This window comes from Candidatus Symbiothrix dinenymphae (assembly GCF_001431085.1).
Genome location: NZ_BBRU01000146.1, coordinates 1 through 12,538, shown reverse-complemented (window position 1 = coordinate 12,538; position 12,538 = coordinate 1). Strand labels below are relative to the sequence as shown.

Annotated in this window: 13 protein-coding genes and 1 pseudogene; 5 read left to right on the top strand and 9 right to left on the bottom strand. The window is 48.5% G+C overall.

All coding sequences use genetic code 11. The features are described from left to right. Positions 1-104: 104 nt before the first annotated feature. From ASC50_RS02280 to ASC50_RS02255, 6 genes and pseudogenes are all read right to left on the bottom strand, one after another. Positions 105-653: a ribonuclease H1 domain-containing protein gene (locus ASC50_RS02280; RefSeq protein WP_056928647.1), complete on the bottom strand. Its 549-nt coding sequence runs from the start codon at positions 651-653 to the stop codon at positions 105-107. A gap of 8 nt (positions 654-661) precedes the next feature. Then, positions 662-979: a heavy-metal-associated domain-containing protein gene (locus ASC50_RS02275; protein WP_226995340.1), complete on the bottom strand. Its 318-nt coding sequence runs from the start codon at positions 977-979 to the stop codon at positions 662-664. 37 nt (positions 980-1,016) lie between these two features. Next, positions 1,017-3,011 carry a TonB-dependent receptor plug domain-containing protein gene (locus ASC50_RS02270; RefSeq protein ID WP_158648299.1) on the bottom strand — a complete coding sequence of 665 codons (1,995 nt, stop codon included), beginning with the start codon at positions 3,009-3,011 and terminating at the stop codon, positions 1,017-1,019. 128 nt (positions 3,012-3,139) lie between these two features. Continuing rightward, complete coding sequence (locus tag ASC50_RS02265; protein ID WP_055431307.1) at positions 3,140-3,502, bottom strand: hypothetical protein; 363 nt, start codon at positions 3,500-3,502, stop codon at positions 3,140-3,142. Further along, positions 3,496-4,134 carry a DUF975 family protein gene (locus tag ASC50_RS02260; protein WP_056928645.1) on the bottom strand — a complete coding sequence of 213 codons (639 nt, stop codon included), beginning with the start codon at positions 4,132-4,134 and terminating at the stop codon, positions 3,496-3,498. Before ASC50_RS02260 ends, ASC50_RS02265 begins: the two co-directional genes overlap by 7 nt. Positions 4,135-4,183: 49 nt before the next feature. Beyond that, positions 4,184-5,449, bottom strand: a pseudogene (locus ASC50_RS02255) (malic enzyme-like NAD(P)-binding protein); the annotation flags it as partial. 85 nt (positions 5,450-5,534) lie between these two features. On the opposite strand from ASC50_RS02255, the gene ASC50_RS02250 reads away from it, so the two are divergent. Then, positions 5,535-5,771, top strand: coding sequence for a hypothetical protein (locus ASC50_RS02250; protein ID WP_158648298.1), 237 nt, complete (start codon positions 5,535-5,537; stop codon positions 5,769-5,771). A 164-nt stretch (positions 5,772-5,935) separates the two neighbouring features. Beyond that, positions 5,936-7,492 carry a replicative DNA helicase gene (gene dnaB / locus ASC50_RS02245; protein ID WP_055431310.1) on the top strand — a complete coding sequence of 519 codons (1,557 nt, stop codon included), beginning with the start codon at positions 5,936-5,938 and terminating at the stop codon, positions 7,490-7,492. Here dnaB and tatC read toward each other — a convergent pair. Next, positions 7,489-8,271, bottom strand: coding sequence for a twin-arginine translocase subunit TatC (gene tatC / locus ASC50_RS02240; protein WP_055431311.1), 783 nt, complete (start codon positions 8,269-8,271; stop codon positions 7,489-7,491). The genes dnaB and tatC overlap by 4 nt on opposite strands. Positions 8,272-8,280: 9 nt before the next feature. Beyond that, positions 8,281-8,466 carry a twin-arginine translocase TatA/TatE family subunit gene (locus tag ASC50_RS02235; RefSeq protein WP_055431312.1) on the bottom strand — a complete coding sequence of 62 codons (186 nt, stop codon included), beginning with the start codon at positions 8,464-8,466 and terminating at the stop codon, positions 8,281-8,283. A 135-nt stretch (positions 8,467-8,601) separates the two neighbouring features. Between ASC50_RS02235 and yidC the strand changes: the two genes are divergently transcribed. From yidC to ASC50_RS02220, 3 genes are read left to right on the top strand one after another with little or no spacing between them, the layout of a single operon-like run. After that, a complete protein-coding gene (yidC, locus tag ASC50_RS02230) occupies positions 8,602-10,530 on the top strand; it encodes a membrane protein insertase YidC (protein ID WP_055431313.1) in 1,929 nt (642 codons plus the stop codon). Beyond that, a complete protein-coding gene (gene recR, locus ASC50_RS02225) occupies positions 10,527-11,153 on the top strand; it encodes a recombination mediator RecR (RefSeq protein WP_055431314.1) in 627 nt (208 codons plus the stop codon). Before yidC ends, recR begins: the two co-directional genes overlap by 4 nt. Positions 11,154-11,208: 55 nt before the next feature. Beyond that, the gene (locus tag ASC50_RS02220; protein WP_055431315.1) at positions 11,209-12,138 is read left to right on the top strand and encodes a DUF5106 domain-containing protein; all 930 of its coding nucleotides are present in this window, start codon (positions 11,209-11,211) and stop codon (positions 12,136-12,138) included. Between the two features lie 56 nt (positions 12,139-12,194). On the opposite strand, the gene ASC50_RS07075 is transcribed toward ASC50_RS02220, so the two are convergent. After that, entirely contained in the window at positions 12,195-12,365 is a 171-nt protein-coding gene (locus tag ASC50_RS07075) for a hypothetical protein (RefSeq protein WP_158648297.1), read from the bottom strand. Positions 12,366-12,538 lie beyond the last annotated feature (173 nt).

The following is a 12,538-nucleotide window of genomic DNA, read 5'->3' as shown; positions in this document are numbered from 1 at the left end:
TATCCCAAACAACAAAAAAAGAAAGTGGCTACAGAGCAACCGCACCAAAATTACGGTGACCAACTAACCTGTACGAGCAGCCTTAACCTGATTAAAAATTTGCATCAAGCGTTTATCTGCTGCCGCTCCACGAGTTCGGACACAAACGGGTTGGCTATCCGGGGGTCGAGCTTCGTCTTGCACTTCTTTTGCCGCACCCACGAAATGGCTGTTATGCTGTCCGTATAGATAGGCTGGGGCGAATTTTGCTGTTTCAGCATCGCCAACCCATGCACAAGAGCCAAAAATTCGCCGATGTTGTTGGTGGAATTCTTGAACGGTCCCTTGCGAAAAAGTTCCGCACCCGTTGCCGTGTCCACCCCGCGATATTCCATCGTACCCGGATTGCCCGAACAGGCGGCATCAACGGCAATGCTGGGATAAATGATTGGCGATGAGCCGGTTGCAGCATCGACCGGCACACGCGATGCCCCCACCTTTTTCCCAATATAGTCCCACGGACCGGCTTGATAGGCTTCCACCGCCTCCTCGCGAGTGGCAAAAGACTTATACTGCGGCCGGTTGAAGCCATCCACCTGCCGCTTGCAAGTCAGCCAATCGCCATAAACGCCCGGCTCCACGCCGTTCCAAACGACATACCATTTGCTTTTCATCTACATCATCACAATTTCGCTGCGGTCGCCCCGACAATTTTTGCACTATACCCCAATTTTTCAAAGGCGGCAATCAGTTTTTCATCGGAATTTTTGCGGGGGTTGTAAGTAACCGTCACCGTTTGTTTTTCCAAATCCACCTTCAGGTCTTTCACGCCCTTTTCGAACGCAATGTTGCCCTCGATGCGCTTTCGGCAATGGTCGCCGTGCATCGTTTCCACCGCAAACACCGTAGTTGTGTCCGCATTCTTGGCACTACTCTTTTGTGCCGTCACCACGCCTGTCACTCCCAGCAACAGTGCGCAAATAATAACTAACTTGTTCATTTTTATAATTTTTAATTCTTAATTTAATTTTTAATTCTCAAAATTTCTGCAAATTCCACCTTGCACCCACATAAATGCGCCGCCCGTCAATCGGTCCCCACACCATTGAGGCATCAAAATTGGTGCCGGTGGGGTTGCTTGCCTCTATAATCGGATTTTGTTGCTTGAAATTTGTCAGATTTTCTGCACCGAGATAGATTGACCAGCCTCTGAAAAATTTTGTTACCTGCGCGTTCAAAATCGGATAGGCTTTAAACTCCTTGTCCCACAACGGATTGTCCTCGTCCGGGTCTGGCAGGCGACCGCCGCCGTTGAGTTGGGTGGTGAAGTCGAATTGCCATTTTTTCAGTCGCGTTCGATATGAAGTTGTCAGCAGCGATTTGTAGCGACTTGTCAACGGTTTTTCGCGCAATTTGCCGCCGATGCTTGTTTTGGCATCGGTGATGCGGTGGGCTGCCGTGAGTGTCCAGCCCCGCAAAAGCTCGTAGGATGCCTCCAATTGGATGCTGTTGGCGTAGGATTTCCCGTCCAAATTGGCAATAGTTGCCTTGTGCGGGTCGCTGTCCAAATCCGTGACAACCTGATTGCTGAAATCGGTGCGGTAAAACTCCCCATTTAGTGTCAATTCCTTGTCAAACAGCGGAATATGCGCCGTTGCATTCACGCCGTAGTTCCACGCCTCCTCCTGCTTCAAATTGTCATTGATGGTCAGTGCCCGATTGCTCGCCAAAAGATAGCTGTTTTCCGCCAAAGCATTAGGCGACCGGTAGCCCTTGCCCACCGAAGCGCGAACATAAAACGACTTGGAAAAATCAAACTTCGTATGCAAACGCGGCGTGAGAAAATTGCCGTACCGCGAACTGTAATCATCGCGCAGACCCAGCAAAACAATGATTTTGTCGTGCAATTTCAAGGAGTATTCGGCAAAAATGCCGGGCACATTTTCGATGAAAACACCCCCCTGAGGGAGATTTAGAGGGCTGTATTCATTAATATTGTCCCTGTTGAAACTCGCGCCCACCGACAGTTTATTACCGTCATTAAAACCGGTAGCAAAAGTCAAATTGGCGTACAAATTAGACTGCTCGGCATCGTAGGTTTTCAAACCATAACGTGCATCTTGCTCGTGATATGAACCGCTGATAGCCAAGCCGATACTGCGCTCTTTTTCGCTGTCGAGAATGATGCCGTTGCGGGTATAAAACTCGTAGCGGTTGGTCGCGATGCCGATTTTGTAGGGGTCAGGCATTTCGCGGATTTGCCCGCCTTCGCGGTCTTCGTGCAGGTAGCGCAGCAAACTGTACGACATAAACTTGCCGTTGCGGTAGTCCCATTTGTTTAACACATTGTACTGCTTTGCTTTAGGCTGGTCGAGAAAACCGTCGCCGTTCCTGTCCCACTCGCGCGTATCGTTATCGACATGCGCTAAAAGGATGGTCGAGAGATTGTCGTTGAGCGTCACGGAGGCGTTGGCATTGGCTTCCATGCGGCGCATATCGCTGGCATAGACGTTTAAGCCCAGCGGCTCCTCCGCATTGGGTTGCAGATGCACCACATTGATTTGCCCCGTCAGTGCCTCGTAGCCGTTGAGCACCGACGACGTGCCTTTGGACACCTGAATGCTCTCCATCCACGGTCCCGGCGTGTAGCCCAATCCAAACGGCGCGGCAATTCCCCGCAGCGTGGGGACGTTCTCCGCCAGCATCTGCACATAAGTCCCCGACAGCCCAAGCAACTTAATCTGTTTGGCACCGGTAGCCGCATCGCTGTAAGACACATCCACCGAAGGGTTCGTTTCAAAACTCTCGGAGAGATTGCAGCAAGCCGCCTTCTGCAACTCCTGCTTGGTGAGTTTCTGCGTGTCAAAAATCGAACTGCGCATCTTAATCAGCCCCGGAGCGCGGTGCACAACGTGAAATTCCTCTAATTGCCGCTCCTGCGGCTCTGCAACAGAGTCATTTTCAGCCTGTTGCGCTTGTATTGATAGTGTGCTTATTGAAAACAATAAGGCGATAAATTTTATTTTGTTCATTGTGTTTTTTTTAATTGATGTTTTTAATTTGATTCGTTCAAGTTGCACGCAGATGACGCAGATTTAATAGATTTACGCAGATAATCTGCGTAAATCTGCGCTTAATCTGCGTCATCTGCGTGCAAAAATCAAATCCGCAAAACACAATTGGACACAAGAATGGCTCGCCCACAAGAAAAAACAGGATTTCGCAAAGCAAAACTCTCTGTGAATGAAGCAATTGTCGTGTATAAAGGAAGAATAATAGTAGCAAAAATCGCATCGCGCACCGGTGCTTTGAGCAGCACATCGCTATCGGAAAGCGAAAAATCATCTGTTTGCAAATGGATGATTTGGCAGGCATCGTCGTATGGATTGTCGGCGGTGTGGTGCTGAGCCGCCGCTTCGCAACGGTCGCAGCAATACGCGACATAATTATGCCCCGCCGTAGCGAAGATAAAAATGAAGGAGAATGCCCCCACTAACACATATTTTGACCATTTTTTCAACATATCACAGGATTGTTGTGTGCCGCCTTCACTTCTTCATAAAAATTCAGACAACTCATTTGCATATAAGGCAATAGCCAAATGAAGCCGATGCCTAAAGTGAGGCTACACAAGATTGCCCAACCGATGAAACGGCACGTCAGACAAAAATATTTCCATTTGTAGCCATACATCAACTCTTTGCTCCTCAAAATGGCATCGTATGGCGAAATTTTGTCATCGTCCGCCAAGATGAAAAAGGTTTGAGAATAGGAGAACGACTTGATTATTCCCGGAATAATCAGCAAGAGCGACCATAAAAAGAGTAAAACCCCCTGCAAGAAAAAGGTTGCAAACACTCGCGGGAATTGCTTAAATCCGGAAAAAACAGTCGCAACAGCCGTGTCCGCGTCGCGTTTCAACGAGATAATAAATTTAATGAAACCAAGTGACATTGGCGCAGCAATGACAAGCGAAACAAAGGATGTACTCCAATAGAACGTGTTAACCGGACCCCAATACACAGTGCTGAATGACCCTGATACTCCAAATACCATGAACACAGCCAAGAAAATCAACGACCCAATCGTTGCCGTGCTCCATTTTCCCTCTAATGATTGGCGAGCATTCGCCGTTAATTCCGAATTTTGTAACATCGTTTTTACTTTTTTACATGAATAAATCGCTGCAAAGATACAATTATTTTATTAAATTCTGCAAATATACTTCGTAGGCTTTCCAGTCTGTGATTTTTTTGCGAGCAACTCCGGATTCGATGGCGGCTTTGGCAACGGCTGTCGAAACGCTTGTCAGCAGGCGCGTGTCCATTGGCTTCGGGATGATGTAGTCGCGTCCGAACTCCAATTTTGAAAGTCCGTAAGCAGCTTTAACAGCCTCAGGTACAGGCAGTTTCGCTACACCGGCGATGGCTTTCACGGCTGCCAGTTTCATTGCCTCGTTGATGGCTTTGGCGCGGGTGTCCAAGGCACCGCGAAAGATGTACGGAAATCCCAACACATTGTTTATCTGGTTCGGATGGTCGGAGCGACCGGTGGCAAAAATCAAGTCCTTACGCGATGCAATGGCTGTTTCGTAGGCAATTTCCGGATTGGGATTTGCCAACGCAAACACGATGGGGTCGGGCACCATCGTGTTTATCATTTCCGGCGTGAGGATGTCGGCAACAGACAATCCCAGAAAGACATCCGTTCCCACAATCGCCTCTTCTAAGGTTTTGATAGGACGCGAAGTGGCAAACGCTGCCTTTTCCGGGATTAAATTGGGGCGGTCGGTACGAATGACGCCCTTGCTGTCGCACATGATGATGTTTTCTTTTTTTGCCCCCAGCGCGAGGTACAACCGGGTGCAACTGCTGGCGGCGGCTCCTGCGCCGTTGACGACAATTTGGACATCGCCGATTTTTTTGCCGGTCAATTCCAATGCGTTGAGCAGTCCGGCTGCGGAAATAATTGCGGTGCCGTGCTGGTCGTCGTGCATGATGGGGATGTCTAATTCGGCTTTCAGGCGGTTCTCGATTTCAAAACATTCGGGTGCCTTGATGTCCTCCAAATTGATGCCTCCAAAGGTTGGGGCGATGGCTTTGACTGCCTGAATGAATTTTTCGGGGTCTTTCTCATCCACTTCGATGTCGAATACGTTGATGCCTGCAAACACCTTGAACAGCAGCCCTTTACCTTCCATCACGGGTTTTCCGGCAAGTGCGCCGATGTCGCCCAAGCCCAAAACAGCCGTTCCGTTAGAAATCACGCCCACCAAATTGCCTTTGCCGGTATAGTCGTAAGCCGTTTCCAAGTTTTTTTCAATCTCCAAGCAGGGTTCGGCAACGCCCGGCGAATACGCCAGTGCCAAGTCGTGTTGCGTACTGTATGGTTTAGTAGGAACCATTTCAATTTTGCCCGGCTTGCCCTCCGAATGGTAGCGCAAAGCCTCTTCTCTCAATATTTTTGCCATAATTTCTAATTTTTTATATTCTATGAGGCTGCAAAGATACGATTTTTTTTTAATTGATTTTGCAGTTAAAAAAAATAACTTACCTTTGCCGCCTAATTACATCACTAAAATTCTACCTACAAAATCATCCATCATCATTACCTCCGGGATATACTGGGCTTTCAGCCCGTTCTGTCATTGCGGGCTTGACCCGCAATCCCCTGCTCTACATTGCTCTGTTGCTCAACATTTGGCTCTTTTTCAGGGGATTGCGGGTCAAGCCCGCAATGACAGACCTTTTAGTCAGTCCTCATCTACCCCGTATGGGGTAGTTGAGGGCTGACTAAAAAAAGTAGTTTTAACATAATTTAAGACACATTTGCCCCTGCTCCATCATTTCCGCCGCTCCTCAACATTTTTCAACAAAAATTTGTTGAAAACCGACTAATAACTTTCGTGTTTTTTTCTGTTTTGCAACGGCAAAATCCATTACTTTTGTACCCACTTATGGCAAAGCAACAGACAACAACAGCGCGTGGAAACGCGACGACAAAGAAGACTACAGCACCTCCTACGGAACTTTCCGGACGTATTCCGCCACAGGCTCGCGAATTGGAAGAGGCTATTTTGGGCGCATTGATGCTCGAGAAGGATGCATACGCCTTGATTGGCGAAATGCTGAAACCCGAAAGTTTTTACGACCCCACGCACGAGCTGATTTTTACTGCAATCACCGAGCTGGCGATGAAGCAGGAGCCTATCGACATGCTGACGGTGGTGGAGCAACTGCGCAAAACGGGCACTTTGGAAACGGTGGGCGGCGTGCCTTACATCGCCCAACTGTCGCAAAAAGTGGTGTCCAGTGCCCACTTGGAATATCACGCGCGCATTGTGGCTCAAAAGTCATTGGCGCGCGAACTCATTGCGTTTTCGTCCGACATCTCCGGCAAAGCCTTTGAGGACGTGGAAGATGTGGACGATTTGATGCAAGATGCTGAGGCTCAACTGTTTGAGATTTCGCAACGCAACCTCAAAAAGGATGTTACGCCCATATCGCCGATTATTGGGGACGCCATCCGCATCATGGAGGAGGCTTCGCACCGCACCGATGGGTTGAGCGGCATTGCCTCCGGATTTCACAAATTGGACAAGGAGACTTCGGGCTGGCAAAAATCTGACCTTATTATTATAGCAGCCCGTCCGGCGATGGGGAAAACGGCTTTTGTGCTGTCGATGGCTAAAAATATGGCGATGAATTACAAAACACCGGTGGCTGTGTTCTCGTTGGAAATGTCTAATGTGCAGTTAGTCAATCGTTTAATTGTCAATACAACCGAGATTCCGAGCGAAAAAATCAAACGAGGCAACCTCACTCAAACCGAATGGCAGCAGTTCAACCAGAAAATTGCACCGCTCTACGATGCCCCTATCTTTGTGGACGACACGCCGAGTTTGTCGATTTTTGAACTGCGAACCAAAGCGCGTCGCCTCGTGAAAGAGCACAAAATTCAGTGCCTCGTCATCGACTATTTGCAACTGATGAACGCCAGCGGCATGAAAACGGGCAATCGTCAGGAAGAGGTCGCCGTCATTTCGCGCGGCTTAAAAGGGCTGGCTAAAGAGCTGAATATCCCCATCATAGCGTTGTCGCAGTTGAACCGTGCCGTGGAAACGCGCTCCACCGACAAGAGCGCACAAAGCGGCGGCAGTCGTCCGCAACTCTCCGACCTTCGCGAATCGGGCTCTATCGAGCAGGATGCCGACATCGTCTGCTTCATCCACCGCCCCGAATATTACAAAATATTGGAAGACAATCAGGGCAATTCGCTGAAAGGCAAAGCCGAAATCATCATCGCCAAACACCGCAACGGCGCCACAGGCGAGGTAATGTTAAGTTTCAAACAAGAACTCGTCCGCTTCCAAAATCTGGAAGACGACCAGGTAATCAGCGAATATAAATCAAAAGCCAACGGCGGCAACCACAGCAACCACAGTAGCGCGCAGCCGGCAGCCAGCAATTATCCGCCACCGCCGGCGGCAGAAGAGACGGATTATCCGTTTTAATCCGCTTTGACAAAAAAGATGCTCAGTTCATAAAGTCCGTAGAGGGGAAGAAAGACGAGCGAAAGGGTGAATGGGTCGCCTGTGGGGGTGATAATCGCGGCTACAATCAGCAGGACGACGATGGCAATGCGGCGATATTGGCGAAAAAAAGATTTTTTCAGGATGCCGATTTGCGACAGGAGCCACGACAGGAGCGGCATTTCAAAAATCAGTCCCATCGCCAAAATGAGCATCAGGAAGTTGTCCATATACGAATCCAGCGATATCTCGTTGTGAATCACATCGCTCAAGGAATAGGTATAGAGAAATTGCAACGTCATCGGAAAAATCACCACATAACCCACCGCGCAACCGATGAAAAACATGATTGACCCCAACAGGAATACCCAGCGCACGTTTTTTCGCTCGTTCTCGTAGAGCGCAGGGCTGACGTAGTGCCACGCTTCAAACAGAATATAGGGACAGATAAGCACAAACGCCACCCAGCCCGAAGTGCTCAAATGCCTGAAAAACTGCGATGTGAGGTCGATGTTAATCATGCTAATCGTGTGACCGGTGTCGCAAAAATCGGGCAAAAACGCCACCTGCCGACTCCATTCGCACATGTAGTGATATACGAAAAAATCCGCTCGCGCCGGTCCCAAAATGAGACTGTCGAATATCCAAGGCATCGCCACAAAAGCCCCTATTGCAAAGACAAGCAATGCAATAACGATGCGGAACAACGTCCAACGGAGTTCTTCCAAATGGTCCCAAAAAGACATCTCATGGATACTCATGCTCACTTTTCAGACAAGTTCTTCTTGCCCTATTTCCTTTTCGATGTCTTTTAACCCCTCTTTGAAGCCTTTCACGCCTTTACCGACGCCACGCATCAATTCGGGAATTTTTTTGCCACCAAAAAGTAGCAACACAACCACCAAAATAATAATCCACTCCCAGCCCGAAGGCATCGCTAACAATAAATGTGTCATTTGTTTATTTTTTTTTTAATTTTCGCCGCAAAGGTACGAAATAGTTATGAGTTATCAGCTATGAGTTATGAATTTTCTCCCACACTTGTACATCTCGCGATTTTTATCTAATTTTGTGCCCGAAAAAAAAAGGATATGGATAAAAATACAATCACAGGCTTTGTCCTGATTATAGCGGTGCTGGTGGGGTTTTCGTACCTCAACAGACCCAATGTGGAGCAGCAGGCGGCACTTCGTCGCTACAATGACTCGATTGCTCTGGTGCGACAAATGAATGAATTGGCGGCTGCGTTGGCTACAGAGCCTAAATCGGCTGAAACAGAGGGGATTGCGGCTCAAGCCCGCAGTGACAAGAGTACGACGTTGTCCGATTTGGATAAAAAAGCGCAACTACGCGATGCGTATGGTCCGTTTGCAGCGGCTGTCGGTGGCAAAGAAGACACTGTTACGCTGGAAAACGACCTGCTGGAACTGAAAATCAGCACTCGCGGCGGGCAAATCAGTTCGGCACGGGTGAAAAACTTTTCCAATCACTTGGGCGAGCCGCTGTATTTGTTCGGCACCGACGAATCGGCGTTTGATATGACGTTCACCACCGCCAACAATCGCATCCTGACCACGAAGGATTTTCGGTTTGAAGTCATCCCGCAGACGCCACTCAAAGCGGTGTTGCGACTGCATGCCGATGCCGGGCAGTCGTTGGATTTCGTCTATACGATGCACCCTGGCGACTATTTGGTGGATTTCGACATTCAGGCGACGAATTTGGAAACGGTGCTGTCGCCCAATGCGCCGAATGTGTATTTCAAATGGCGGCAAAAAATTCGCCAGCAGGAAAAAGGGCGAGTGTGGGAAGAACGATACAGTCGCCTGACTTACAAGTTTTTATCTGACGAATTTGAGGAGTTGAGTGACAGCAAAGACGACCAAATAGACATCACCACCCGTTTGAAGTGGATTGGCTACAAAAATCAGTTTTTCTCCTCCGTTCTCATCGCCCACCGTGACTTTGAGTCGGCACGTTTGGAATCGCGCGTGCTAAAAAATGACAAATATGAAAAAGAGTATTCCTCGTCCATTAGCGTGCCTTTTGACAAGGTTGCGGCGAACCGGTTTACCTACTTTCTGGGTCCGAACAAGTACAGTTTGCTGAAAAATTATGATGCCACAAAGTTTGCGCCCGAAGAAAAAGTGGAGTTGGAAAAATTGGTGCCGCTGGGCTGGAAGCCGCTGCTTCGCCCGATTAACAAATACCTGATTATCCCCGTATTTGACTGGCTTACAAGCTGGTGCAACAATATTGGGCTGGCGATTTTGCTGCTGACCGTGATTATCCGTGTTGTGTTGTTTCCGTTGACGTACAAGTCGTTGATGTCTTCGGCAAAAATGCGGGTGTTAAAGCCTCAGGTTCAGGCAATTACGGAAAAATATCCCGGACAGGACAACGCCCTCACACGTCAGCAGAAGACGATGGAACTCTATAAGCAGGTGGGCGCAAGTCCGATGGCTGGCTGCTTGCCGATGCTGGTGCAGATGCCGTTTCTCATTGCGCTGTTCATGTTTTTTCCGACTGCTATTGAGTTGCGTCACAAGGCTTTCTGGTTTGCCGATGATATGGCGACCTACGATTCGATTGTTTCGTTTGGCACCCACATCCCGTTGTTGGGCGACCACATCAGTTTGTTTTGTCTGCTGATGACCGTTTTGATGCTTCTGAACACGAAATTCACGATGGGGCAACAGACAATGGGGCAGGAGCAGATGCCCGGCATGAATCTGATGATGTATATGATGCCGGTGGTGATGTTTTTCGTGCTCAACGACTATCCTGCAGGTCTGAACTGGTATTATTCGGTTTCGTCGCTGATTACGCTGGCTCAAACGATTGGTTTCCGCTTCCTGATTGATGAAAATCAGTTGTTGGCAAAACTCGAAGCGAACAAGAAAAAAGCCAAGCCGGCGAAGAAGAAATCGGGCTTCATGGCACGCTTGGAAGAGGCACAAAGGCAGCAACAGGCACTGCTCAAGCAGCGTCAAAACGAACAAAACAAAAATAGACGTTGATACAGAAGTATCCATCGGTGTTGTTGGAAAATGCGGTCAATGAATTTGCCAAATTGCCCGGCATAGGTCGTAAAACAGCCCTGCGCCTGGTGCTACACTCCTTGAAACGCTCACCGGAAGAGGTAGAAACGTTCGGCAACGCGATGATTGAACTGCGCCGAGAGGTCAATTACTGCCGCGTGTGCCACAATATCTGCGACGACGAAGTATGCCAAATCTGCGGCGATTTGTCGCGCGACGCCTCCCTAATCTGCGTGGTCGAAAACATCAAGGAAGTGATGGCGATAGAAAACACGGGGCAGTTCAGAGGCTTGTATCATGTGCTCGGAGGCATCATTTCGCCGATGGATGGCATCGGTCCAAAAGATTTGCAGATAGAAAGTTTGGTAGAGCGCGTGAAAGCAGGCGGCATCAGCGAACTGATTTTCGCGTTAAGTTCCACAATGGAAGGCGACACCACCAATTTTTACATCTACCGCAAACTCTCCGACACCGCCGTAAAAATGTCTATCATCTCGCGAGGCATCTCCATCGGCGACGAAATCGAATATGCCGATGAGATTACGCTGGGGCGGTCTATTTTGAACCGGACTAATTTTGTGGATACTTTGAAGTTCGTCTGAATCATGATTTACAGAATTTTAGGATGAACAGGATGATAAATAAAAATAACAGACAATGCTAAAAAAACAAACATGGCTAATAAGCCTCATCCTGCTGACAGGATGCACCAACAAGAGCAACACGCAGAATGTGTCTAATCCGCAGCGGGCGTTTGTGCTGCCCGCCATTCCGGAACTGTTGACGGAGCCGCGAGACCGTGCAGACTATCTGGTGACGCATTATTGGGATAATTTTGATTTCAGCGACACCACCTGTGTCCACCGTCCCGAAATTACGGAGCAGGCTTTTGTGGATTTCATTGATGTGTTGCCCCATGCGCATCGGCAGGCGACTGTGTTGAGCATTCAATACCTGATGTACAAGGCGGAGGAGGAACCTACCGGCACCATGCTGCGCTATTTTTTAACCACAGCCAAAACGTATCTGCACGACCCTAATTCCCCGATGCACAACGATGAGTTGTATATTCCGGTGGCGCAATACATCCTTGCGAGCCGTAGCCCACTGCTGACTATTGCCGAGAAAGAGCCTGCAAAATACCATTTGGAGATGATGTTGAAAAATCGCGTGGGCGAGCAGGCAACCGATTTCAGCTATACCTTGCCATCGGGGCAGTCGGGACGGCTACACCGGATAGCGAGCGAATATACCCTCTTGCTATTCTACAACCCCGATTGTCACGCCTGTGCGGAGGTCATAAGTGCACTCGAAAGTTCGGATGTTCTCAACAACCTGCAACGCAACGGGCGACTGAAAGTGCTGGCACTGTATCCCGACAAAGATTTGGAAATCTGGAAGCAAAAATTGTCGGATATGCCCAAAAATTGGATTATAGCCCACGACAAAAACACCACCATAGAAAACAAGCACCTCTACGACCTGCAAGCCATCCCAACCATCTACCTGCTAAGCAAAAACAAAACAGTAATCCTAAAAGACGCCACCGCGAAGCAACTAATCCAATTTATAACACAGAACTCATAACTCATTTTTTCGCCTGTTGCGAACGATGCGAGAACAAATCCTCTTTGGCTTGCAAATCAAATAAGACCATGATTTTTATACCAAATAGAGATTTCTTCCGTGCATTGTTTCACAAATTCATCGCCGGTCACATATCCATCCGGAATCATACCCATGGCAAGTTGCTGACTTCGCCTCATTTTCTTTTCTTCGCGGGTTTCCTCGCATATTAGTCTAAGAGCTCCCATATTACTGAGTTTTTAAACTATTTCCCCTCCGCGAAGTTACAACTTTTATCCCAAACAACAAAAAAAGAAAGTGGCTACAGAGCAACCGCACCAAAATTACGGTGACCAACTAACCTGTACGAGCAGCCTTAACCTGATTAAAAATTTGCATCAAGCGTTTATCTGCTGCCGCT

Coding starts and splice junctions, on each gene's coding strand:
- ASC50_RS02280 (WP_056928647.1), bottom strand. CDS start 653: ATGAAAAGCAAATGGTATGTCGTTTGGAACGGCGTGGAGCCGGGCGTT.
- ASC50_RS02275 (WP_226995340.1), bottom strand. CDS start 979: ATGAACAAGTTAGTTATTATTTGCGCACTGTTGCTGGGAGTGACAGGC.
- ASC50_RS02270 (WP_158648299.1), bottom strand. CDS start 3,011: ATGAACAAAATAAAATTTATCGCCTTATTGTTTTCAATAAGCACACTA.
- ASC50_RS02265 (WP_055431307.1), bottom strand. CDS start 3,502: ATGTTGAAAAAATGGTCAAAATATGTGTTAGTGGGGGCATTCTCCTTC.
- ASC50_RS02260 (WP_056928645.1), bottom strand. CDS start 4,134: ATGTTACAAAATTCGGAATTAACGGCGAATGCTCGCCAATCATTAGAG.
- dnaB (WP_055431310.1), top strand. CDS start 5,936: ATGGCAAAGCAACAGACAACAACAGCGCGTGGAAACGCGACGACAAAG.
- tatC (WP_055431311.1), bottom strand. CDS start 8,271: ATGAGTATCCATGAGATGTCTTTTTGGGACCATTTGGAAGAACTCCGT.
- ASC50_RS02235 (WP_055431312.1), bottom strand. CDS start 8,466: ATGACACATTTATTGTTAGCGATGCCTTCGGGCTGGGAGTGGATTATT.
- yidC (WP_055431313.1), top strand. CDS start 8,602: ATGGATAAAAATACAATCACAGGCTTTGTCCTGATTATAGCGGTGCTG.
- ASC50_RS02220 (WP_055431315.1), top strand. CDS start 11,209: ATGCTAAAAAAACAAACATGGCTAATAAGCCTCATCCTGCTGACAGGA.
- ASC50_RS07075 (WP_158648297.1), bottom strand. CDS start 12,365: ATGGGAGCTCTTAGACTAATATGCGAGGAAACCCGCGAAGAAAAGAAA.